Origin of the sequence: Bradyrhizobium sp. LTSP849 (assembly GCF_000938255.1) — a bacterium.
Classification (GTDB): Bacteria; Pseudomonadota; Alphaproteobacteria; order Rhizobiales; family Xanthobacteraceae; genus Bradyrhizobium.
In genome coordinates, this window is the sequence record NZ_JYMR01000055.1 from 90144 (window position 1) to 114159 (window position 24016).

20 protein-coding genes and 1 tRNA gene are annotated in these 24016 nt (G+C 64.3%); 7 read left to right on the plus strand and 14 right to left on the minus strand.

Annotated features, from left to right (window positions below; translation table 11 throughout):
* The first annotated feature begins 107 nt into the window (after positions 1–107).
* Positions 108–791, plus strand: coding sequence for a GntR family transcriptional regulator (locus UB31_RS36435; RefSeq protein WP_045014356.1), 684 nt, complete (start codon positions 108–110; stop codon positions 789–791).
* A gap of 10 nt (positions 792–801) precedes the next feature.
* Here UB31_RS36435 and ybaK read toward each other — a convergent pair whose 3' ends face one another.
* The 8 genes from ybaK to mobB all read right to left on the minus strand — a co-directional run bounded on the left by ybaK (position 802) and on the right by mobB (position 10692).
* Positions 802–1275, minus strand: a complete 474-nt coding sequence (ybaK, locus tag UB31_RS36440) for a Cys-tRNA(Pro) deacylase (protein ID WP_045014357.1) — start codon at positions 1273–1275, stop codon at positions 802–804.
* A 324-nt stretch (positions 1276–1599) separates the two neighbouring features.
* A complete protein-coding gene (gene fdhF, locus UB31_RS36445) occupies positions 1600–4368 on the minus strand; it encodes a formate dehydrogenase subunit alpha (RefSeq protein WP_045014358.1) in 2769 nt (922 codons plus the stop codon).
* Complete coding sequence (locus tag UB31_RS36450) at positions 4365–6074, minus strand: NADH-ubiquinone oxidoreductase-F iron-sulfur binding region domain-containing protein (RefSeq protein ID WP_045014359.1); 1710 nt, start codon at positions 6072–6074, stop codon at positions 4365–4367. Before UB31_RS36450 ends, fdhF begins: the two co-directional genes overlap by 4 nt.
* A gap of 153 nt (positions 6075–6227) precedes the next feature.
* Complete coding sequence (locus UB31_RS36455) at positions 6228–6512, minus strand: hypothetical protein (RefSeq protein ID WP_045014360.1); 285 nt, start codon at positions 6510–6512, stop codon at positions 6228–6230.
* Positions 6513–6604: 92 nt separating this feature from the next.
* Entirely contained in the window at positions 6605–8260 is a 1656-nt protein-coding gene (locus tag UB31_RS36460) for an OFA family MFS transporter (RefSeq protein WP_045014361.1), read from the minus strand.
* 318 nt (positions 8261–8578) lie between these two features.
* Positions 8579–8854 carry a sulfurtransferase TusA family protein gene (locus UB31_RS36465; protein ID WP_045014362.1) on the minus strand — a complete coding sequence of 92 codons (276 nt, stop codon included), beginning with the start codon at positions 8852–8854 and terminating at the stop codon, positions 8579–8581.
* Positions 8855–8898: 44 nt separating this feature from the next.
* Positions 8899–10155, minus strand: coding sequence for a molybdopterin molybdotransferase MoeA (locus UB31_RS36470; protein ID WP_045014363.1), 1257 nt, complete (start codon positions 10153–10155; stop codon positions 8899–8901).
* Positions 10156–10164: 9 nt separating this feature from the next.
* A complete protein-coding gene (gene mobB / locus UB31_RS36475; protein WP_045014364.1) occupies positions 10165–10692 on the minus strand; it encodes a molybdopterin-guanine dinucleotide biosynthesis protein B in 528 nt (175 codons plus the stop codon).
* A gap of 107 nt (positions 10693–10799) precedes the next feature.
* Between mobB and fdhD the strand changes: the two genes are divergently transcribed.
* Together fdhD and mobA are read left to right on the plus strand one after the other, a co-directional pair.
* Positions 10800–11690 (plus strand): formate dehydrogenase accessory sulfurtransferase FdhD, encoded by an 891-nt coding sequence (fdhD, locus tag UB31_RS36480; RefSeq protein ID WP_045014365.1) that lies wholly within the window; start codon positions 10800–10802, stop codon positions 11688–11690.
* Positions 11644–12327, plus strand: coding sequence for a molybdenum cofactor guanylyltransferase MobA (gene mobA, locus UB31_RS36485; protein ID WP_045014366.1), 684 nt, complete (start codon positions 11644–11646; stop codon positions 12325–12327). The genes fdhD and mobA overlap by 47 nt, the downstream gene beginning before the upstream one ends.
* Before the next feature lie 6 nt (positions 12328–12333).
* Here the strand turns inward: mobA and UB31_RS36490 are convergent, their stop codons facing one another.
* From UB31_RS36490 to UB31_RS36505, 4 genes are read right to left on the minus strand one after another with little or no spacing between them, the layout of a single operon-like run.
* Positions 12334–13464, minus strand: a complete 1131-nt coding sequence (locus UB31_RS36490) for an FAD-dependent monooxygenase (RefSeq protein ID WP_045014367.1) — start codon at positions 13462–13464, stop codon at positions 12334–12336.
* A gap of 45 nt (positions 13465–13509) precedes the next feature.
* Positions 13510–15459, minus strand: a complete 1950-nt coding sequence (locus tag UB31_RS36495; RefSeq protein WP_045014436.1) for a molybdopterin biosynthesis protein — start codon at positions 15457–15459, stop codon at positions 13510–13512.
* A 13-nt stretch (positions 15460–15472) separates the two neighbouring features.
* Positions 15473–16579, minus strand: a complete 1107-nt coding sequence (locus UB31_RS36500) for a molybdopterin-binding protein (protein ID WP_045014368.1) — start codon at positions 16577–16579, stop codon at positions 15473–15475.
* A 54-nt stretch (positions 16580–16633) separates the two neighbouring features.
* Positions 16634–17467, minus strand: coding sequence for an ABC transporter substrate-binding protein (locus UB31_RS36505; protein ID WP_045014369.1), 834 nt, complete (start codon positions 17465–17467; stop codon positions 16634–16636).
* A gap of 397 nt (positions 17468–17864) precedes the next feature.
* On the opposite strand from UB31_RS36505, the gene UB31_RS36515 reads away from it, so the two are divergent.
* Positions 17865–18758, plus strand: a complete 894-nt coding sequence (locus tag UB31_RS36515; protein WP_045014371.1) for a substrate-binding domain-containing protein — start codon at positions 17865–17867, stop codon at positions 18756–18758.
* A gap of 99 nt (positions 18759–18857) precedes the next feature.
* Positions 18858–20072, plus strand: coding sequence for an ABC transporter substrate-binding protein (locus tag UB31_RS36520; protein WP_044999644.1), 1215 nt, complete (start codon positions 18858–18860; stop codon positions 20070–20072).
* A gap of 180 nt (positions 20073–20252) precedes the next feature.
* Here UB31_RS36520 and UB31_RS36525 read toward each other — a convergent pair whose 3' ends face one another.
* Positions 20253–21230, minus strand: coding sequence for a TAXI family TRAP transporter solute-binding subunit (locus tag UB31_RS36525; protein ID WP_045014372.1), 978 nt, complete (start codon positions 21228–21230; stop codon positions 20253–20255).
* Between the two features lie 108 nt (positions 21231–21338).
* On the opposite strand from UB31_RS36525, the gene UB31_RS36530 reads away from it, so the two are divergent.
* Both UB31_RS36530 and UB31_RS36535 read left to right on the plus strand, forming a co-directional pair.
* On the plus strand, positions 21339–22316 hold the full coding sequence (locus tag UB31_RS36530) for a Bug family tripartite tricarboxylate transporter substrate binding protein (RefSeq protein ID WP_045014437.1): 978 nt from the start codon (positions 21339–21341) through the stop codon (positions 22314–22316).
* Positions 22317–22659: 343 nt separating this feature from the next.
* Positions 22660–22735 (plus strand) — tRNA-Ile (locus UB31_RS36535).
* 47 nt (positions 22736–22782) lie between these two features.
* On the opposite strand, the gene UB31_RS36540 is transcribed toward UB31_RS36535, so the two are convergent.
* Entirely contained in the window at positions 22783–23988 is a 1206-nt protein-coding gene (locus tag UB31_RS36540; protein ID WP_045014373.1) for an ABC transporter substrate-binding protein, read from the minus strand.
* Positions 23989–24016: the final 28 nt, after the last annotated feature.

Sequence of the window (24016 nt, forward strand, 5' to 3'; positions counted from 1 at the left end):
CCCTGGTCAATCCAAGGTCATTGCGTACTTTTGTATACAAAGATATACAGGTTTGGCGCAAGCCGCATCTCTGCATGGGCAGGATGCGTTTTGCGTTCCGAGGACACATGGCCAGACGCCCGGTTAGGACAGGCGGATCGATCGACCGCGGCGCCGGGGTTGCGCTCGGCGAAGCCGTGTTCCGCTCGCTTTGCGAGGCGCTCCAGGCCGGCAGCTACCGTGCCGGTGATCGCCTGCGGGAGGAGGAAGTCGCCCAGAGGCTGAAGGTCAGCCGCACGCCGGTTCGAGAGGCCTTCGGCCGGCTCGCGGCGCGCGGTTTCGTCGAGCCCGCCGGCGGCCGCGGTCTGATCGTCCGCAACCTCGATATCTCCGAGGTGCTCGAGCTCTATGCGATGCGCGAGATCATGGAAGGCGCATCGGCTCGCCTTGCCGCCGAGCATGCCTCAACGCCCGAGGTCGACGCGCTCCGGGACATCGAGCAGGCCTTTGTCGAGGCTTCCGAGACTGATGCCGTCAAGATGGCGAGGCTCAACCGCGCCTTCCATGAAGCCATCTGCCGCGCCGCGCGCAATCGCTATCTCGACAACGCGTCGGGCGAATTGCAGGACTGGATCGCCCTGCTCGGCCCCACCACGTTTACGGTGTCGGGCCGCCCCTCGACCAGCCACAGCGAGCACCAGGCCATCATCGACGCCATCGCCGCGCGCGATGGCGACAAGGCCGAGCAGCTTGCGCGCGCACATATCCGCGAGGCGCTGCGCTGCCGGCTAAAACTGTTGCAGAAGCAGTAGGGCGAGAGGCTCACGCGACCACATCTGCGACGATCGCCTTCAACACATCCCGCGCATCAGCCGGCCTGAGGCGCACCTGCAAGCCGCGCTGACCGCCATTGATATAGACCTGATCGTGCGCGAGCGCGCTCTGCTCGATCACGGCGCGCACGGGTTTGCGCTGTCCGAACGGGCTGATGCCCCCGACCTTGAAGCCGGTAAGACGCTCGGCCTCTAGCGGCTTCATCATCTGCGCCGCCTTGCCGCTCACAGCGGCGGCGAGCTTCTTCATCGAGACTTCCTGGTCGGACGGAACGATCACGCAGACCGGCTTGCCATCGACCAGCGTCATCAGCGTCTTCAATACGCGCGCCGGGTCTTCGCCAAGCGCGGAGGCTGCCTGAAGGCCGATGCTCTCGGCGTCGGGAACGTAGTCGTAGGTGTGGACGGTGAAGGCAGCACCGGCCGCTGTCAGCGCGCGGGTGGCGGGGGTGACTCTGGACATGTGGCTACGTCTATCATCGTCATTGCGAGGAGCGAAGCGACGAAGCAATCCAGAGTCTTTCCATGGAGACAATCTGGATTGCTTCGCTTCGCTCGCAATGACGGTGCGGGTACGCCTGCGCACCACACACTCAACCGTCGTCCCGGCGAAGGCCGGGACCCATAATCCCAGGAAGCGGCTTGGCGAAGACTCGCGGTGAAGAGCCTTCCTGCGGTACTTGCACCTTCGTCTACCGATAAATCACGCGGTATGGGTCCCGGCCTTCGCCGGGACGACAGCGAGGAGTTGGCAGTACGGTGCCGCCAAAAGACCGTCGAGCGAGCCCTACTCCGCCGCGTCGCGCATCTCCGCGCGCTCGGCCCTGGCCGCGCAGAACTTGAATTCCGGGATCTTGCCGAACGGATCGAGCGCGGGGTTGGTCAGCAGGTTCGCCGCCGCCTCCGCGTAGCAGAACGGCATGAACACCATGTTCTCCGGCACGTCACGGTCGGAACGGACCTTGACCTCGACGGCCCCGCGGCGGGTTTCGAGGCGAATGAAGTCGCCGGGCGCGAGCTTCTTCCTGTGCATGTCCTTCGGCGACATGAAGGCGACAGCCTCCGGCTCGATCTGGTCGAGCACCTGGGCACGGCGCGTCATCGAGCCGGTGTGCCAGTGCTCGAGCACGCGGCCAGTCGACAGCACCATCGGATATTCGTCGTCGGGCAGTTCATCCGGCGGGATGACGTGGGCCGGCACGATCTTGCCCCGCCCGCTCGCGGTCGGGAATCCCGTGGTGAAGATGATCTCGTTGCCGGGCACGTCGGGACCGTCGACCGGATAGGTCACCGCGCCCTCGCGCAGCAGCCGCTCCCATGTGATGTTCTTGAGCGATGGCATCAACTGCGCCATCTCGGTGAAGACCTCACCGGGGCCGGCATAATTCCACGGCAGGCCCATGCGCTTGCCGATCTCCTGGATGATCCAGAGATCTTGCCGCGCATCGCCCGGCGGCTTGATCACCTGGCGCGCGAGCTGCACGCGGCGATCGGTGTTGGTGAACGAGCCTTCCTTCTCGGCGAACGCCGAGGCCGGCAGGATGACGTCGGCGTGGAACGCGGTCTCGGTGACGAAGAGATCCTGCACCACGAGATGATCGAGCATGGCGAGCGCCTGGCGCGCGTGTTGGAGATCGGGATCGGACATCGCGGGGTTCTCGCCCTCGATATACATGCCCTTGATCTCGCCGGCATGGATCGCGTTCATGATCTCGACCACAGTCAGGCCGCGGACGGGATCGAGCTCCTGCCCCCACAGCTTCTCGAAAGCCCCGCGCAAATCGTCGCGGCCGACTGGCTGATAGTCCGGCAGGAACATCGGGATCAGGCCGGCGTCGGAGGCGCCCTGCACGTTGTTCTGGCCGCGTAGCGGATGCAGGCCGGTGCCGGGACGGCCGACCTGGCCGGTGATCAGCGCCAGCGCAATCAGGCAACGCGCATTGTCGGTGCCGTGGACATGCTGGCTGATGCCCATGCCCCAGAAGATGATCGACGACTTTGCCCGCGCATAGGTTCGCGCCACCTCGCGCAGGGTTTGCGCCGGGACGCCACAGATCGGCTCCATCTTCTCCGGCGTGAACTCCTTGATCTTCTCCTTGAGGTCGTCAAAGCCCTCGGTGTAGCCGGCGATGTACTGGTCGTCGGTCAGGCCTTCGGTGATGATCGTGTTGATCATCGCGTTCAGCATGGCGACGTCGGAGCCGGGCTTGAACTGCAAATGCTTGGTCGCATGACGCGACAGCGACTGCCGGCGCGGATCCATCACGAACAGCTTCGCGCCGTTCTGCTTGACCGCGTTCTTGATGAAGGTCGCGGCGACCGGGTGGTTCACGGTCGGATTGGCGCCGATCACGATGATGACCTCGGCGTCCATCGCCGCCGCAAACGGCGCCGACACCGCGCCCGAGCTCACGCCTTCGAACAGCGCCGCCACCGACGAAGCGTGGCACAGACGCGTGCAGTGATCGACATTGTTGGAGCCGAAGCCGGTGCGCACCAGCTTCTGGAACAGATAGGCCTCTTCGTTCGAGCCCTTGGCCGAGCCGAAACCGGCCAGCGCCTTCACGCCGTTGGTGTCGCGGATCTTGACCAGACCGTTGGCGGCGATGTCGAGCGCTTCCTCCCAACTCGCTTCGCGGAAATGGGTGAAGGGATTGGCGGGATCGACCTGGTCGTTGGAATCCTTCTTCGCATTCGGCAACCGCACCAGCGGCTTGGTCAGGCGATGCGGATGGTGGATGTAATCGAAGCCGAAGCGGCCCTTGACGCAGAGACGGTTGTGATTGGCGGGGCCGTCACGGCCTTCGGCGTAGATCACCTTGTCGTCCTTGACCTCATAGGTCACCTGACAACCGACGCCGCAGAACGGGCAGAGAGAATCCACTTTCTTGTCTGCGTAGGTGACGCGCGTCTGCTTGTCGTCGAGCATCACGGCCGGCATCAAGGCGCCGGTCGGACAGGCCTGCACGCATTCGCCGCAGGCGACACAGGTCGACTCACCCATGGGATCGTCAAAGTCGAATACGATCTTTGAGCCATGGTTACGATACGCCATGCCGATGACGTCGTTGACCTGAACCTCGCGGCAGGCGCGCACGCACAGGCCGCACTGGATGCAGGCGTCGAGATTGACGCGCATCGCCGGATGGCTGGCGTCGGTCTCCCAGCGCTCGGCGGCGGGAAAGCGACTCTCGGTGACGCCGGTGGTCTCGGCCCAGTGCCAGAATTTGGACTCCGGATCGTGCGAGGTCGCGCGCGCCGGCTGGTCGGCGACGAGCAACTCCATCACCATTTTTTGCGCCGACACCGCCCGCGCGGATTCGGTCTTCACCTTCATGCCGACCGACGGCGTGCGCTTGCAGGACGCCGCCAGCACGCGCTCGCCCTCGATCTCGACCATGCAGGCGCGGCAATTGCCGTCGGGGCGATAGTCAGGCGCCGGCGAGTAACAGAGGTGCGGAATCTCGCGGCCCTGGCGATGCGCCACCTGCCAGATCGTCTCACCAGCATTGGCCTCGACCTGCTTGCCGTCGAGCTCGAACGTAATTTTGGTCATTCGGCCGCTTCCTTGAACTCGTCAGGGAAATATTTGATCACGGAGGACAGCGGATTCGATGCCGCCTGTCCGAGCCCGCAGATCGAGGCATCGCGCATCGCCTGGCTCAATTCTTCCAGCAGTGCGCGGTTCCAGACCGGCTTCTGCATTAACAGCGCCGCCTTCTGGGTTCCGACGCGGCACGGCGTGCACTGGCCGCAGCTCTCGTCCTCGAAGAACTTCATCAGGTTCAGCGCCGCCGCGCGCACGCTGTCCTTTTGCGACAGGATCACGATCGCGGCCGAGCCAATGAAGCAGCCGTATTTCTCCAGCGTGCCGAAGTCGAGCGGGATGTCGTCCATCGCCGCCGGCAAGATGCCGCCGGACGCGCCACCCGGAAGATAAGCATAGAACTGATGGCCGTCGGCCATGCCGCCGCAATATTCGTCGATCAGCTCGCGCACGGTGATGCCCGCGGGCGCGAGCTTCATGCCGGGGTTTTTCACGCGGCCGGAGACCGAGAAGCTGCGCAGGCCGTGACGCTCGTGGCGGCCATGGCCCTTCCACCAGTCGGCGCCCTTCTCGACGATGTCGCGCACCCACCACAACGTCTCGATGTTGTTGATCAGCGTCGGCAGGCCGAACAGGCCGACCTGGAACGGATAGGGCGGCTTGTGCCTGGGCAGGCCGCGCTTGCCCTCGATGCTTTCGAGCAGCGAGGATTCCTCGCCGCAGATGTAAGCCCCGGCGCCGCGCCGCATGTGCAGTGTCGGACCGCCCGCGGGCAGCTTTGCAAGCTCGCGTTCGAGGATTTCGCGCGCCGCCGGATATTCGTCGCGCAGATAGATGTAGACGTCGGGGGCCTGCACCACATGCGCGCCGATCAGCATGCCCTCGATGAAGCGATGCGGATCGCTTTCGAGATAGACGCGATCCTTGAACGTGCCGGGCTCGCCCTCGTCGCCGTTGATCGCCATCAGCCGCGGACCCGACTCGCCGAGCACCGCACGCCATTTGCGCCCGGTCGGGAAGCCGGCGCCGCCGAGGCCACGCAGCGAGGCGTCGTCGAGCGCCTTCAGCAGATCGTCCATCGGCAGCTCGCCCGAGCGCAGGCGATTGAGCAGCTTGTAGCCGCCGCCGGCGACATAGGCGTCGTAGTCGATATATTTCGGCAGATGGGCATGGGTGTCGCCGGCTTTCGCGGCCGCCAGCACATTGCCGACGGTCGCGTGGTCGACGAAATTGTGTCCGACTTCCGCGGCAGGCGCGGTGTCGCAGCGGCCGACGCAGGGCGCGCGCACCACGCGGATGCTCGGGCCGGACGCACTTTGCAAATCCTCGAGCAACTTCTCACCGCCGAGCATCGCGCAAGTGAGAGAGTCGCAGACCCGGATCGTCAGCGGCGCAATGTCCGGCTCGCCTTCCTTCACGATGTCGAAATGCGCGTAGAAGGTCGCGGTCTCGAACACCTCGGCGAAAGCGAGCTTCATCTCGTCGGCGAGCGCGGCAAGATGCGCGGCCGAGATCTGGTGATATGTGTCCTGGATCAGGTGCATATATTCGATCAGCAAGTCGCGCCGCCGCGGCCTGTCGCCGAGCAACTGCTCGATCTCATGCGCGGCGGCAGGGTCGACCTGCCGTCCCTTGGGCGTGGACTTGGCGCGCTTGCGCCCCTCGCCCGGATGCTCGAATTCGCGAACCTTGTGAACGTCGTCGTTGCTGCTCATGGAAACGTCGCGTTCTCCTCAAAAGCGGCCGAAGCAACTCTAGTCTCTGGTATACCACGCGCCAAGCGAATTTAGAACGTCTCTATAATGATTTAGGGGGCAGGCAGCCGCCCTGCCATGCCCCCTTAGGCAAACTGGTCGCGGAACCCGGCTTCAGGTCTTGCTCATGCACTCTTCGATGTAGAACCAGCGGTCGTCGCCGATCAGGCCCTTGGACTTCACGTCGGCACGACAGGCTTTCAGCTTCGGCTTGTTGGCCGACCACTTCGCCTTCATGTCCTTCAGCTTCTGCATGGTGAGCTTGATCTTGCCCGGCGGCTTGGCGTCGGTCGTCGCGGCAGGTGTGGTGGCGGCAGGCGCCGCCACGGTTTGCGCGGACGCGGCGTGAAGGCTTGCGGCCAGCAGCATGGCGGCAAGGCAGATACGAGTGCGAAGCATAAGAATCCCCCTAGATCCCATTCTCAATGTTTTGGCAGACGTGCGCCGCGGGATGCCGGCTTGCAGCCTCCCGCGGCGATGTGGGTTTGCGATCAGAAGATCTTCACGGCGCTGAGCAGCGTCATGTACACGCCATAGGCCAGTGGAATAGCGACGAAGGCCCAGAACAGTGCGGCCTTGCCGTCGAGCCCGCCCGTGCCGATTCCGAACGAGCCGGTCTGCTGCGCGGCGCTTGCGCCGGCAGTCGAGGCCTGCAGCTTCGTCACCTCGGCTTCGCTCATGTACCACTTCGAATCGACCGGCTTGATCAAATAGTTGCAGATCAGGCCCGCGACCAGCATCGCGCACAGAATGTACATTGTGGTGTTGTAGAGCTGGTCGCGCGGCACACCGGCCGCGAGCTGGAACTCGCGGATGTAGTTGACCACGACGGGGCCGATGATGCCCGCGGTGGACCACGCCGTCAGCAGCCGGCCGTGGATGGCGCCGACGAACTGGGTCCCGAACATGTCGGCGAGATAGGCCGGCACGGTCGCGAAGCCGCCGCCATACATCGACAGGATGATGCCGAAGCCGAGCACGAACAGCAGCTTCGAGCCCATCGCCGCAAAGGTCGGTGCCAGCGCGTAAAGCACGATGCCGAGGATGAAGAACGTATAGTAGGTGTTCTTGCGGCCGATATAGTCCGACAGCGACGCCCAGAAGAAACGGCCGCCGATGTTGAACAGCGACAGCAGGCCTGCAAAGCCGGCGGCGATCGCCGCGATCTGCCCCTTCTGCGCGGCATTCAACGCGTTGAAGCCGACGTCCGGAAGCCCGATCAGCTTGCCGGCGAAGATTTCCTGAAGCATCGGCGAAGCCATGCCGATCACGCCGATGCCGGCCGACACGTTCAAGCACAGCACCCACCAGATCAGCCAGAATTGCGGCGTCTTGTGCGCGTTGTCGAGATGGACGTGATGCTCGGAGATCATCGTCTTCTTCTCGCTCGGCGCCGTCCAACCCTCCGGCTTCCAGCCGGTCGGCGGCAGGCGATAGCGGAAGGCGCCGATTATCATGAAGACAAAATAGATGATGCCCATGGTGAGGAAGGTTTCCCAGACCCCGACCGAGGTCGGGGTCTTGAACTGGTCCATCAGCCAGTTCGCCAGCGGCGCTCCGATCATGGCGCCGCCGCCAAAGCCCATGATGGCCATGCCGGTCGCCATGCCGCGCCGGTCCGGAAACCATTTCACCAGCGTCGACACCGGGGAGATGTAACCGAGGCCAAGACCGATGCCGCCGATCACGCCGGAGCCGAGCCACATGACCCAGAGCTGATGGACATAGATGCCGATGGCGCCGAGCAGGAGGCCGCCGCACCAGCAGCAGGCCGCGACGAAGCCCGCCTTGCGCGGCCCGGCGCGCTCGAGCCAGCCGCCCCACAGCGCGGCGGAGACGCCGAGCACGACGAAGAACAGGGTGTACATCCAGCCCAAGCTCGCGACCTTCCAGTCGCAGCTCGTGGAGAAAAGCTCCTGCCACAGCGAGATGTCCGGGCAGGCTTTTGGCGCGGTCAATCCGATCGCGCGCGACAGCGGCAGCCAGAACACCGAGAAGCCGTAGGCCATGCCGATGCAGAGATGGATGCACAGCGCCGCCGGCGGCACCAGCCATCGGTTGAACCCGGCGGTCGCGATGGTCCGCTCGCGGTCAAGCAAACCCGCGCCAGCGCCCGAAATCCTTCCAGCGCTCTCAATTGTCGTCATGCATTCCTCCCCTGCCAGCCGCCCTTCTGAGCGAACCTGCCGCTACCATCCTGTCCTCAGCCCGGTGCGGTGCAGCTTTTGTCCCTGCTGCTCCGCACAATCACCCGACGCGCGCCAGGATCGTCACGTGCGTCTGAAAAGTTAACCCCTCGAGCGGGGTCCTATGCCCGATACGATGTGGAGGCTTCGTGTGTGGCCCATTGATCCGCGTATCGCAGACAAGACTCAACCTCCGCGCCCGCACGGAGAAAGTCAATTTGGACAGAAGCCATGATCGATGTCGATAGACAAAAGGTCGGTATCCGCGCGGTAACGCGCCTAAGAACGCAGCGCAGCATTGGCAGTGTCTATCGAACCATTTGTTTTTTCTATCAAGAACACGATGCGCGCATCGTTGCGCTCGGTGATCTCCACCTTGTCGCCGGTCTCGCGGATCAGGTTCGGAATGTCAATCACCGACAGTGGATCGGTACAGTGCACTTCGAGCTGATCGCCCGGCTGCAATGGTTTCAACGCCTTGCGCGTCTTCAAGGCGGGCAGCGGGCATTTCAGCCCTTTGAGATCAAGCATCGTTCTGGTCGTTGTTCTTGTCATGGGCGCAACATGGCGGGAGGGGTCGATAACGTCAACGCGTCGCCTCAGATCAGATCGGCATAGGACAGGAAACCTACGTACTGCCCCGGCTGGACACGCGTGATGTCCTCGCCCAGTTCAATCAAGCCGTCAGTCTCCACCAAAGATGACAACAGCCCGGCGCCCTCGCGCGGAAACTTGACCGCCTCCAGCGTGCCGTCCTCTCCGCGCCGCAACGAAGCGCGAACATATTCGCGCCGGGCGATCTTCTTCTTGTAGGTGAACGCCGCGCGGACGGGGATCGGCAACAGCGGCTCGGGCCGACTGCCGGCGAGCGCCAGCACGGTCGGCCGCACCACATGGACGAAGGTAACAAAACTCGCGACGGGATTGCCCGGCAATCCGATCAGCGGCGTGCCCTCGATGATGCCCATCGCCACGGGCCGGCCGGGCTTGATCGCCATCCGCCACAGCACCAGCGAGCCAATGCTCTCCACCGCCGCCTTGACGTGATCCTCCTCGCCGGTCGAGACACCGCCAGTGGTGAGGATCAGGTCATGTGAGCCCGCGACCTGCTTCAATCCGTCCGCAAGCGAGTTGCGCTCGTCGCGCAAGATACCGAGATCGCTGACCTCGCAGCCGAGCCGGCGCAGCATCGCCATCAGCATGAAGCGGTTCGAATCGAACAGCTGGGAGGCCGCGCGCGGCTCGCCGGGCGAAGCCAGCTCGTCGCCGGTCGAGAACACCGCGACGCGGATGCGTCTCATGACATCGAGCCGGCTGAGGCCGAACGCCGCAGCAAGCGCAACGTGCTGCGGCCGCAGCCGCTGGCCGGCGCGCAGCGCGATGTGCCCTCCGGGAATGTCCTCGCCCGCAGGGCGGACATTGGCGCCCGGCTTCAGCCCCGGCGGCAACACGATATTGCCGGCCTCATCGATGCGGACATCTTCCTGCATGAAGACGGTTTCGGCACCCGGCGGCATTGGCGCGCCCGTAAAGATGCGCGCAGTGTGGCCGGGCTTGATCCCGGCGTGTACGAGGCCGCCGGCCTGGATGCGGCCATCAAGCGGGAACGCTCGTTCCGTTTCTTGCGGGAGGTCCGCGTTGCGCACGGCGTAGCCATCGACGGCGGAATTGGTGAAGGGCGGCAGCGGCAGGGGCGCGGCAATATCGCGCGCCAGCACGCGCCCGTCGGCATCGACCAGCGCCACCATCTCGATATCGGCAATCGCGCTGACGCGGGTCGTGATGAGGCCTACGGCCTCGTCGACCGACATCATCGGTCCACCGAAGGCAAAACAATCGTCCGAGAGTTGCGCCATGGTGCCTCGTCAGCGCATCGCAGCGCTTTTCGCGACCGCTTCCTCGATCGGCATCGCCGAACGCAGCAGCAATGCTGCGGCGGCCGCAATATCGTCGAGATGGACGGTCGGCAGCCGGGTTTCAACCGCGACGTCGGTCGCAATTCCCACAATTCCGGGATCGTCGGGAAACAGCAGCGGCTTGGCATTGGCCGCGCGATGCACCTCGATCTTGCGATGCGGCTCGCGCTTGAAACCCTCGACGACGACGAGGTCGACCGCGGACAGCTTGCTCAGGAGTTCCGGCAGCCGCGGCTCTGGCGCGCCGCGCAATTCGTGCATCAACGCCCAGCGGTTAGCCGAAGCCACCAGCACCTCGGCCGCACCGGCCTCGCGATGGCGCCAGGAATCCTTGCCGGGCACGTCGACGTCGAACTGGTGATGCGCATGCTTGATCACCGAGACGCGCAGGCCCTGCGCGTTGAAATGCGGGATCAGCCGCGTCAACAGCATAGTCTTGCCCGCACCGCTCCAGCCCGCAAGGCCGATGACTTTCATCGCAACCCAATCTCCGCCAGCCGTATCACACGACTGGAACTGCCTGGTTCATCATTGTGAGCATGCTTATATCGGCTTGACCCGAATGTCATGCTAACGTCGCGGCCATGATGAAGATCGACAAAGCTCCGGTGCCCCTGATCGTTCCTGATACGGCCGACCCGCGCCTGACCCAGAGCGTGACCGGGACCGACCAGGCCGGTGCCAGGGTCGAGATCAAGGTGCCGATGGAGCGTCCGCTGACGCTCTATTTGAATGCACAGGAGATCGTCACCATGATGACGATCGGCGACTATCCGGAATATCTGGCGCTGGGCTATCTGCTCAACCAGAACATGCTGAAATATAATGACGCGGTCACCGAGGTCGAATACGACGACGATCTCCAGGTCGTCGTCGTGCGCACCGAGCACCACACCAATTTCGAGGCCAAGCTGAAGAAGCGCACGCAGACCTCTGGCTGCGCACAGGGCACTGCTTTCGGCGATCTGCTCGAGGCAGTCGAGAGCGTTGCGCTGCCGAAGGCCGAGCTGCGCACCTCCTGGCTCTACCAGATGACGCAGACCATCAACACCATGCCTTCGCTCTACCTCGAAGCGGGCGCGATCCACGGCTGCGTGCTATGCAAGGAGGGTGAGCCGCTCTGCTACACCGAGGATGTCGGCCGCCACAACGCAGTCGACAAGATCGCGGGCTGGATGTACCGCCACGGCGTCGATGCCTCCGACAAGATCCTCTACACCACGGGACGGCTCACCTCGGAGATGGTGATCAAGACGGTCCGCATGGGCATTCCGATCCTGGTGTCGCGCTCCGGCTTCACCGCCTGGGGCGTCGATCTCGCAAGGCAAGTGGGCCTGACGCTGGTCGGCCGCGCGCGCGGAAAGCGCTTCATGACGCTCGCGGGCGAAGACCGCATCGTCTATGACCAGAATCTCGCTTACGTCGAGGATGAGTCGGCGAAGCACAAGCGGAAGGGTGAAGCTGGTGACGACTAGGATTCCGGCGACAAGCTTTCCGTCGACTCTTGGCGTGCTGCTCGCCGGCGGCCTGGCGCGACGCATGGGCGGCGGTGACAAGCCGATGCGCACCATCGGCGGCCGCACCATTCTGGAGCGCGTGATTGCGCGCCTCTCATCCCAGTGCAGCGGGTTGATTCTCAATGCCAATGGTGATCCCGCACGCTTCGCTGCATTCGGGCTGACGATCGTTGCGGACGACGTGCCCGGCTTCCCGGGCCCGCTCGCGGGCATCCTCGCCGCGCTTGACTGGAGCGCGGCGAACCAACCGGAGATCGAATGGGTGCTCAGCGCGGCCGGCGACTGTCCGTTCCTGCCGCGCGATCTGGTCGCACGCTTGCATGAAGCGCGCGAACGAGAGGGCGCACAGCTCGCCGTTGCAGCTTCAGGCGACCAGACGCATCCGGTGATCGGTCTGTGGCGCGTGAGCTTGCGCAACGAGCTGCGTCACGCGCTGGTGGTCGAGGACATCCGCAGGATCGACCGCTGGACCGCGCGCTATCCGCTCGCGACGGTGACCTGGCCAACCGAACCGCTCGATCCGTTCTTCAATGCCAACACGGTCGAAGACATCGCGGAAGCCGAGCGGTTGGCGGCGCTGGATGCAGCGTCTTAATCAAGCTCAAGCCGCCAGCGGCTCGGTCCAGGCGTCGTAACCGTACACCCAGCTCGTATCGGTCCGCTCCTTCAGCCAGATGTTGGCGCGCGAGGTCTCCTGCACCCGCGTGGTCCGCACCTTGCGCGTCGCCTCGAAGCGACGGAACGCGTTGCCGACACCGTCACGGTCAATGCCCTCAAGACATCGGGAGAGAACGGCAGCGTCCTCGATCGCCATCGCCGCGCCTTGCGCCATGTAGGGCGTCATCGGATGGCAGGCGTCGCCGAGCAGCGTCACCTTGCCGTCAGACCAGCGATCCAGCGCGTCGCGGTCCATGATCGCCCATTTGTGCATGTCGGGGCACGCCGCGAGCACCTCTCCGACCTGCGGATGGAAACCTTCGAACGATGCGCGCAGATCGCGTACGTCACCCTTGGCCGACCAGGACTCGATGCGGAAGTTCGGCTCGGGCTGGCTGGTGACGAGATAGACTTCGCTGCGGTCCGGCTTGACGTAGTAGATCACGATGTGGCGGTCCTCGCCCCACCATTTGGTGCAATCGTCGATCTTCTCGCTGCCAAGCAGCGATGCGGGGTAAGTCGTGCGGTAGGCGATGCGGCCGGTGAACTTGACCGGCGCGGTGTCGAACAGGATGTCGCGGACCGCTGAATGGACGCCGTCCGCGCCGACCACCGCATCGGCAACGGCACTCGTGCCGTCGGCGAAAGTCAGCCGGACGCCATCGCCGGTCTCGTCCAAACCGACCAGCTTGTGGTTGAGCCGGACGCATTCATCCGGCACCGCGCTCGCCAGCGCCGCGTGGAGATCACCGCGATGGGCAAGCAGATAGGGCGCGCCGAACTTCTCTTCCGCACTCTCGCCAAAGATCATGTCGAACTTGATGTCGCCGCTCTTCCAGTCGCGGTTATTCCAGGAGCGCGGATAGAACGACTGGCCGCGCATCCGTTGCTCAAGCCCCAGCGCGCGCAGCACTTTCATGGCGTTGCAGCCAATCTGGATGCCGGCGCCGATGCGGGCGAATTGGAAGGCCTGTTCGTAGACCATGACGTCGACACCGACGCGCCGGAGCGCAGCGGCGGTCGCAAGCCCGCCCATGCCGGCACCGACAATCGCAACCGAAAGCGGCCTTGCCATCGCGTCCCCCACCTTCTCGCGCGGCTTGAACGCCGCGTCGTCCTCTTAAACCGGCCGGAAACCGGCCCGCTCCAGCGCCGCGCGAGATTCGTCCGAGCCGAGTGCGTCGAGGAAAGCCTGCACCGCCGGACGCTGCTTGCGCGCTGTGACCAGCGCGAAGTCATAATGCTCTTCCGCGAGCGGAATGAAACCGAGGCCGACCGCATGGGCGACCGGCGCAATGGTCATGCCCCAGTCGGCGCGATGCTGCGCGACAGCGGCCGCCACGGCGTTGTGCGAACGCAGCTGGTTCCAATAGCCCTCCGGGCGCGCGCCGCCGAGCAACCGGTCGATCAGGATGCGCGTGCCGGCGCCCTGGTTGCGGTTGACCATGATGCAGGCGGAATCGGCGAGCGCAGCGGCGACGGCCTCCTTCGCGCTCAGGCCTTCGAAGCGCTTATCGCCGTTCCGGAACACAATGCCCTGCATCCGCCGCCAACCCGGCACGAGTTCGAGTCCCTCGACGAGATAGGGCGTATTGTACGTCTCGCTCTTGTCGTCGAACAGATGGATCGGCGCGAGATCGCATTCGCCGCGTCGCGCTGCCGCAAGGCCGCCGAGGCTGCCGACCGCAATCGAGCGCACGGTCAGGCCGGCATGCGCGAGCGGCGCGGTGACGAGATCGAGGCCGGTGCAATGGCTGCCGACGATGACGAGATCAGGCACCCGCACATGCGGCGTGAACAGCGTCACCTCGACCTCGGTCCCGGCCGGCATCTGGTCGGCGAGCGCATCGATGCGCAGAAAGCCGTCGGCCTGCGCGAATGAGGTGATCGCACCAGAGCCTTTGCCCGAGGGATAGGCGATCAGGCCGTCCTTGCCGTCGACCAGCGAGACCATGACGAATTCGGTGCGGCCGAGCTCGGAGGCGATGCGCACCGGGACGGTCGCGCTGACCTTGGCATCAGAGCGCGGCGGCAGTCCGGCCATCCTGCGCAACACCGGCACGATCATGTCGTGGAAGGTGAACATCGCCGAGGTCGGAAATCCCGGCAGGATCACCACAGGCTTGCCGTCGCAGACCGCAAGGCACAGCGGCTTGCCGGGCTTGAGCGCCACGCCGTGCGCGATGATACCGGGCTTGCCGAGCCGATCGATGATGCGGTGGGACAGATCACCCGCCCCTTTCGAGGTGCCACCCGACAGCACCAGCATGTCAGAGTCCGCCAACGCGTTGCGCATGGCGGATTCGAGCTTTGCTTCATCGTCGGGAATGGCGCCGAGGAAGATCGCCTCGCCGCCATTCTCGTCGATCGCAGCGGCGACGATCGCACCATTGGTGTCGTAGATCGCAGCCGGCGCGAGGGCTTCGCCGGGTTGAACGAGCTCGTCGCCGGTCGAAATCACGGCGACCCGCGGCTTACGTGCGACAACCACCTCCGCAATACCGCAAGCCGCCAGCATACCGATCTCGCGCGAGCCGATGACCGTGCCGGCGCGCAGCAGCGCCTCGCCGCGCGCGATGTCGGATCCGGCGTAGGACACGAATTGCCCGGGAGATGCGGCGCGACGGACATCGATAGCATCAGAGCCGGCCGGCTGGGTGTGCTCGACCATGACGACCGCGTCGGCGCCGCGTGGCACCGGCCCGCCCGTAGCAATCGGCGTCGCGGTCCCCGCCGCCACTTGCAGTGCCGGCGCTATGCCGCAGTGGATAGTCTCGCCATTCAACGCAAGGCGCACGGGCGCGCCTTCGCCAGCCGCAGAAAGATCCGTCGAGCGCACGGCAAAGCCGTCGACATTGGAACGATCGAAGGGCGGCACGTCGATCGGCGCCATAACGTCTTCGGCCAGCGCCGCGCCGAGCGCGTCGGCGAGCTTAAGCGTTTCGCTTGGGATCGCGCGCGGGAACAGCGCGGCCTCGAAACGCGCCAGCGCATCCTCGCGCGACAGGATCTTGAGGAACTGCTCTTGCTCAAATGCGCTGCGATCTTGCGACTGCGGGACCTTGGTCATGTCGGAACCCATATCATTCCCGCATCAGATAAGCATCGGCAGCCGCGCCCGCCGCGAATCCCTCGTGGCTAGCGGAAATGAGCAGCCACGCATCCGCTCGGGCAATTGCCTGGAACGACCATTCGCCCACGGCAATTGGCGTCCACGCACGATGTTCCTCGGCCAGCAGCGCGATTTCGGCGATCCCGACATTCGATGCGATCTTGCGCGCGAGCGGCAAGGTCATCGACCGACGCGGCAGCCGCGCCGACAATCGGTCGATCAGCGGAAGCACCAATGCCAACCAAACCGCGAGCGCGTGATCGGGCGAACCGGGCAAGGCGACGACAGGAACTTCTCCAAACCGCCCCACCGCGGCGGTGCGTCCGGGCTGGAGCGCAAGACCATGGGCGATCAAATTGCCCCGCTGAGCCAGCGCCAAGACAGCGGCATCCTGGCGACCGACGCCGCTGCCGCCGATCGTCAGCAGGAGGTCGCAGGCGGAAACATCAAGCGCGGCCGCGATCGATGTCGCATCGCGCGCGCCGGCTTCGAGCGTGCTCACATCCAGTCCCGCTGCGCGCGCGACGTCGGCGATCATTTGCGTCGTCACTGTTGCGCCCGGCAAATTGACGAGGCGCAGCCGCGGTCGTCGTACGCTCAGCTTTTCCGTGCCGGCGACACGCGCGAGCAGCAGAACCGCCGCACTGATCGGATATCCCTCTGCGGCGACAGGCGTGCGTTCGGGGATGTCGGTGCCCGCACGCCGAACGCCCTGCCCTGGCACGCCCTCCGCCAGCACCTGCGCGAGTGGACCCGACACCTCGACTGCGTCGGCATCGAGCACGCAGTCGCATCCTTCCGGCATGGCATCACCGGCATCGACCCACACTGGAAGCCTGGTCACAGGCAGCGGCGAATAGGAGGACGCGCCGACGAGATCGTTAGCACGCAGCGCCCAGCCGTCCGCGGCGGCGATGTCGCAAGGCGGATAGGCCGCGAGCAGCGGCATCCCCGCCGCGATGCAGCCGGCCGCTTCAGTCAGCGGCAATTCGACCGGTGCGACCGGATCAACGCCCCGCAGCAGCGCGGTGAGCGCAGTGTCGAGCGGCGTGAGCGAGGGCGGCAGGCGCTGGGTCATGCGCCATGATGGACCATGCATCACCGGGTTTGGCAACCGCTCGCGCTTCGCGCATCAACCGCCCGGCTTGTCCGCGTTCGGAAAGAACACCTGCTGCCCGTCGACCTTGTAGCCGGCGATCGCCGTCTGCCCTTCCGGCGAGATCAGCCAGTCGATGAAGGTTTGGCCCAGCTCCTTCTTCACGTCCGGATACTTTTCCGGGTTTACCAGCATCACGCCGTACTGGTTGAGCAGCCGCTTGTCGCCTTCGACGACAACGTCAAGATCGCCACGATCTTTGAAGGCGATCCACGCGCCGCGGTCGGACAGCACATAGGCGTTCGCCGTACGCGCGGCTTCGAGGGCCGCGGTCATGCCCTGCCCGATCTCGCGATACCAGGCGCCCTTGGCGCTGGCGATGTCGATGCCGGCGACGATCCAGAGCGCGAGCTCGGCCGCGTGGGTGCCCGAGCGATCGCCGCGCGTCACGAACGGCGCACCCTTGGCCTCGATCGTCTTCAGCGCGGTCGCGATGTCCTTGCCCTTCACGCCGGCGGGATCGCTCTTCGGCCCGATCAGCACGAGATCGTTGTACATCACGTCGAAGCGTTTCGCGCCAAAACCGTCAGCGACGAACTTTTCCTCCTGCGGCCGCGCGTGCATCAGCACGACGTCAGCCTCACCCCGTCGCGCCATGTCGAGCACCTGATCGGTCCGTCGTGCGATCACCGTCACCTCGATGCCGGTCTTGGCGGTGAAGATCGGCAGCAAATAGTCGAGCAGGCCCGAATCCTGCGTCGATGTCGTCGAGGCCAGGACGATCGCGCGATCCTCGGCGGATGAGGGCGCAATGCCCGCGGCAAGACCGCAGAGAAGTGTCAGTGCAACCGACAGTCGGCGAACGGCCATGAAGGGTTCCCATTGCATAGGACGCAATCATGAGGATCGATTGCGCCACACTCGTGACGCGTTTGCCCATTGCGGCAGCAACAGGAGATAGAATTCAGTTCGAGCCGCTACCGAAAGGCAGGCTTTGCCGCGTGCCGGCGACCGCACGGAGATGAGTCACTCGGGAAATCTCGGCAATGAATCAACCGGCATGTTGATTGCAGTCACGAGCGAGACGGCCGCGAGGCCCGCACCATTCGAGCCTCTCAAGATCGTCAACCAAGATCACAACACGCGTCAGGATGTGTTGCAAAGCAACGAGATCATCAGGCATGGTTCGCACTGACTGAAATTGAAGTGCAGAATTCCACCTGCGTTGAACGTCAAAAAGAAGCAAGAATTTGCATAGGAATGCAGGATGGAATTCCTGACGACCAGCGAAGCCGCTGACTATCTCCGCCTTGGCGAACGCAAACTCTACGAACTCGTCACCAACGGTGCGATCCCCTGCACCAAGGTGACCGGAAAGTGGCTCTTCCCCCGGCACGAACTCGATCTCTGGGTGCTGTCCGGACTGGCACGTCCGGCCGGCATGCTGACCGCGGAGCCGCCGCCGGTCGTGGGGGGCAGCCAGGACGAGCTGCTGGATTGGGCCTTGCGCGAATCCGGCTCGGGGCTGGGATCGATGAGCGAGGGGAGCGCGCGCGGGCTTGAACGCCTGCAACGCGACGAGGTGATGGCCGCGGCGGTCCACTTCCACAGCCTCGATTCCTCCGGCAATCTCGCCTCCGACGCCAGCATGACGGCGCTGCGGGACGCGCCTGACCTGCATGATGTGCTGCTGGTCGCCTTCGTGCGCCGCGAGCAGGGTCTCGTGCTGCCGCCGGGCAATCCGAAGCGGCTGCGCGGTCTCTCCGATGTGCTCGCGCTCGGCGTCAGGGTGGCGATGCGACAACAGGGCACAGGCGCGCAGATGCTGCTCGACATGCTGCTCAAGCGCGCGGGCGCCTCGACGCGCGATCTGCGCCGGGTGGAGACGCCGAGCCTGACGGGCCCGGATCTCGCCGAAGTGGTGCGCGCGGGACACGCCGATTGCGGGGTGGCGACGCGCGCGGCGGCGCGCTCCGCGGGCCTCGATTTCGTGCCGCTGGTCTGGGAGAACTTCGATCTGGCACTGCGGCAGCGCAGCTATTTCCGCCCGCCAATGCAGGCCCTGATCCGGTTCCTCAGCGAAAGACGGCTGCGGCAACGCGCCGAGGAGCTGACCGGCTACGACCCCTCGCCCGCCGGACAGATCCGCTTCGCGGCCTGACATTGACGCCCGCCCCCAAATAGTTGCAAAAGAAACCAATTCAGCCGGGCCATACCCGGCAGGCAACAGCGGCCAACGCGCCGATGAGGGAGGACAAGCGTGAATCCAATGAGATTTGGACTGCCGGTCGCTGCCGCGTTAGCGGCGACGCTGATGTCGGGCGCCGCAATGGCGCAGGTTTCGGACGACGTCGTCAAGATCGGCGTGCTCACCGACATGAACGGCCCGGCCTCCGCGCCGACCGGCCAGGGCTCGGTGACGGCGGCGCAGATGGCGATCGACGATTTCGGCGGCACCGTGCTCGGCAAGCCGATCAGCATCGTGATCGGCGACCACCAGCTCAAGGCCGATATCGGCGGCGGCATCGCGCGGCGCTGGTATGACGTCGATCAGGTCGATTTGATCGTCGACGTGCCGGTCTCGGCGGTCGGGCTCGCGGTGCAGAACGTGGCCAACGAGAAGAAGCGGCTGTTCATCACCCACTCCACCGGCACCGCCGATTTCCACGGAAAATTCTGCTCGCCCTATGCGATCCAGTGGGTATTCGACACCCGCGCGCTCGCGGTCGGCACCGCGGATGCGGTGGTCAAGCGCGGCGGCGACAGCTGGTTCTTCATCACCGACGACTACGCCTTCGGCCATTCGCTGGAGCGTGATGCCTCCAGCGTCATCACCGCCAATGGCGGCAAGGTGCTGGGCTCGGTGCGGCCGCCCTTGGCGACGCCCGACCTCTCCTCCTTCGTGCTGCAGGCGCAGGCCTCCAAGGCCAAGATCATCGGCATTGCCGCGGGTCCTCCGAACAACATGAACGAGATCAAGACCGGCTCGGAGTTCGGCGTGTTCAAGGGCGGCCAGCAGATGGCGGCGCTGCTGGCGCTGATCACCGACATCCACGGCCTCGGTCTCCAGGCAGCCCAAGGGCTGTTGCTGACGACGTCGTTCTACTGGGACATGGATGACAAGACGCGCGAATGGTCGAAGCGCTATTTCGCCAAGATGAACAAGATGCCGTCGATGTGGCAGGCCGGCGTCTATTCAAGCGTGATGCACTATCTCAACGCCATCAAGGAGACCGGCACCGACGATCCGCTCAAGGTCGCGGCGAAAATGCGCGAGAAGCCGATCGAGGATTTCTTCGCCCGCAACGGTAAACTGCGCGAGGACAATCTGATGGTGCACGATCTCTGGCTGGTGCAGGTGAAGACGCCGGAAGAGAGCAAATATCCGTGGGACTATTACAAGATCCTCACGACGATCTCCGGCGACAAGGCGTTTGGTCCGCCGGACCCGGCGTGTTCGATGGTGAAGAAGTGACGGCCTAGCCGCGCTGACGGTGCCCCCTCTCCCCTTGCGGGAGAGGGTGGATGCGCGAAGCGCAGCCGGGTGAGGGGTTGTCTCCGCGAATACAACTCGTACTGAACTTGCGGAGGCAACCCCTCATCCGGCGCTTCGCGCCACCTTCTCCCGCAAGGGGAGAAGGGAAGTAAGAGCCCGCTACTTCACCACGCCGATCTCGCGAAAATACTTCATCACGCCGGGATGAATCAGCTCTGGCTTGGGCGCCGCCGCGACCGTGTTCGCGGCGGTGGTCTCGCAGGCCTGCGCGAGCTTCTTGCAGAAAACAGCTTCCGCACCGTGCAGCGTCTTCGCCAGCCGATAGGCGACATCGTCCGGCAGATCCTCGCGCGTCAGCACAAAGCTCCACGAGCCGAGCGAGGCGATCGGCTCGGACTGCTTCGGGTAAGAGCCGGCCGGCACCGTGAGCGGCTTCAGGAACGAATGCTTGGCGCGGATGCGCGCGATCTCCTCGGTGCTTGGCGCGATGAAGCGCGCGCCCGATGGACTTGATGCCACCGCCGCAAAGCCGGGCCAACCGATGCCGGCGCCCCAGAGTGCTGCGACACGGCCGTCCTCGACCATCGCGGGGCCGTCGCCGGCGCGATCGAGATAGATCGCCTTGAAGTCCTCGTCCTGCTTCAGGCCGAGCCCGTCGAGCACATAGCGCGCCAGGATCGGCAGGCCCGAGCCTTTTGCGCCGAACGCGACCGGCTGACCGACGAGATCGCGAATGGTCTTGTAGGGACTGTCGGCGCGCACCACGAACATGCCGGGATTGGAATAGATCGCGGTCAAAATCTTCAGCCGCACCGGCGCACGGCCGATGCCGGCAAAAGCTTCATAAGCAGGCTCGCCCGCGACCAGCGCGAGATCGAGCTCGCCCTTCTCCAGGAGCGGAATGTTCTCGTTGCTGCCCTTGGTGTTGCGCGGGACGATGGTGAGCGTGCTATCTGCCGCATTCATCACCTCCGCGAAGGCGTTGCCATAGAGCGGGAAACCGCCGCCGGGCGTCGCGGTGCCCAAGCTGATTGTCGTGGTCGGAATGGCGTTGCCTCCGGTTTGAGCGGCGGCGGGGCTCGCTAGGGGATTTGCGAGCAGCGCCGCGCCGAGAAGGATGATCGAAGCAAATTTCATTGATTGAGTCCCGGCCCGCCCGCGTCAACATCGACTTCCGACGATGTAGGCAGCGGACGGTTTTTGTGAAAGCATGCAAGCAACGATAATAAAGCAATGGGAGGCGTCATGTTGCGAATTTTGCGTAACAGTGTTTTTGGGCTCGCGATCATCTCAGGCCTGTTCAGCGCCGCGCCTTGCGCCTCCGCCGCCGACTACCCCAACCGCCCCGTGCACTGGATGATCGGCTTCGCCGCCGGCGGTCCGGTCGACATCGTGGCGCGGATCATGGCGCAGTGGCTGTCGGACCGTTTTGGCCAGCAATTCATCGTCGAGAACCGCGCCGGCTCCGGCGGCAACATCGCGGCTGCGGCTGCGATCAACGCAGCCCCCGACGGCTATACGCTGCTGTTCGTCGCGCCCAACAACGCGATCTCGACTTCGCTCTACAAGAAGCTGCCTTACGATTTTCTGCGCGACACCGTGCCAGTGGCGAGCATCATGCAGCTCACCAACATGCTGGTCGTCTCCAACGCGATGCCGGTGAAGACGGTTCAGGAGTTCATCGACTACTGCAAGGCCAATCCCGGCAAGATCTCGTTCGCCTCGTCCGGCAACGGCACCTCGGTGCACATGTCGGCGGAGCTGTTCAAGGCGATGACCAAATGCGACATGGTGCACGTGCCCTATCGCGGCTCGGCCATCGCCTTCCCCGACATCATCTCCAACAAGGTGCAGCTGATCTTCGACAACCTTCCCTCCGCGCTCGAGCAGGCGAAGGGCGGCACTGTCCGCGCGTTAGGGGTGACCTCGCCGCAGCGCTGGCCGATCGTACCCGACGTGCCCGCGATCGCCGAGACCGTGCCGGGATTCGAATCGGTCGGCTTCTACGGCATCTCCGCGCCAAAGGGCACGCCGGGCGAGATCGTCGAGCTCCTCAACAACGCCGTCAACGAGGCGCTGAAGGACCCGAAGCTGGTGGCGCGCCTCGCCGAGACCGGCGGCATCCCCAAGCCGATGACACCCGCCGAGTTCGGCAAGCTGGTCGCGGACGAGACCGAGAAGTGGCGCAAGGTGGTGGAGTTCGCCGGGGTCTCGGTGGACTAGGGGCAACCTGCCGCGAGCTTGCAGCTCGCCAGCGAGACATCGGAGGGGATCGGAAGGCCCCCTCCCATCAAAAACGTCGAAAACAACCCCATGCACAGTAGAAACAGCAAGCGATCACAAGGGGTTACAGAATCGGAAAACAAGCCTTGGCGGGGGGCGGTTTGACCCGTCGGGCAAAACAGGACTATAAGTGGATCATCGCCAATTTCGGGTATTTAAAAATATCAGGCCTTGCTGCGCCGGCGTTTCCGCCACCAGGCCGAGCATTGCACCCCCGCCTCCATCCCTGTAAACGAACCGCGCACCGTTGCCGGCCGCGCGATCCCGCGGCCGTCTCGCGGCGGGGCCTGTAGCTCAATGGTTAGAGCCGGCCGCTCATAACGGTCTGGTTGCAGGTTCGAGTCCTGCCGGGCCCACCAGCGGATCAATGGCTTTTAGCTCGGCATGCGACGTTCTCCGAAGCGCCTTACCTCAGCAGCACGCAAGCACTGGCCGAGGCCGGAAACGCTTCTTCTCCCGGCAACGTCTGAAGCAGCTTGTAGTCGTCCCATGAACCCTTCGACTCCAACTTGCTCTTCACTTCAAACAGATGGAAGTCGCGAACCGCCCGTCCATCGGCGCGCAGGCGGACGTCCTTTGAATATATGTCGTTGATTGGGGCCGCCTTCATTGACGCGGCAACGGGAATCCCCTCGGTCTTGCCGACGCTTTCGACCGCCTTCAGATAGTGAAGCACCGAGCTGTAAACCGCCGCCTGGAGCATGTTCGGCGCCGCCCCTGTGCGTTCCCTGAACCGTTTTGTCCAGGCTCGGGTGGCATCATTCATGTCCCAGTAGAATGATTCCGAGACGACGACGCCGTGCGCAAACTCGAGACCCAGCGCTTCAATGTCGTTGATCATGGCAAGCAGACCCGCCACCTTGATCGCATTGGGCCCTGATGTAAGGCCAAATTCGGCTGCCTGCTTGAGCGAAGTGACGACATCAGCACCGGCGTTGGCCAGCACGATAACATCAGGCTTGGCTCCCTGAGCCTGCAAAAGAAACGAGGAGAAATCCGCAGTATTGATCGGGTGTTTCACGGAGCCTACGACGGATCCACCGTCCGCTTCGATGATCTTGGTCGCGTCCGCCTCCAACGCGCGACCTGCGGCAGCGTCGAGAGTCAGAAAGAAGAAGCGCTTTCCGCCGGACTTCATCAGAGACTTGATGCTGGTCGCGACCATCGCATGTGTGTCCCATGCCCAGCTCGAGATCGTTTCGGCACACAACTTTCCGGTTACGTCGGGCGAAACAACGCCGGAAAATGCAACGATCTTATTGCGTGATTTCGCAATTTCCAGGATCGCCAGAGCAACGGATGAGCCGGCGCCATCGAAGATGGCATCGACTCCCTCATTGTCGTACCACTTTCTGGCGATGCTTGCGCCGATGTCGGGCTTTTGCATGTGGTCGGCGACGACGAGTTCGACCGGCTTGCCAAGCACCTTCCCGCCGAAATCCTCGATCGCCAGCTCTGCCGCGGCGACTGACCCCTTGCCAGTTATCGCTGCATAGGGGCCGTTCATATCTGTCAGAACACCGATTTTGACGCGATCATCGGCAGCTTGGACGTGCGCCGACATAAAGAATGTCGCAAGCGCGATTGACGACAGCAGAACGCGTATTTGCATCGTTGATTCCTCCCCGTGACGAATTACG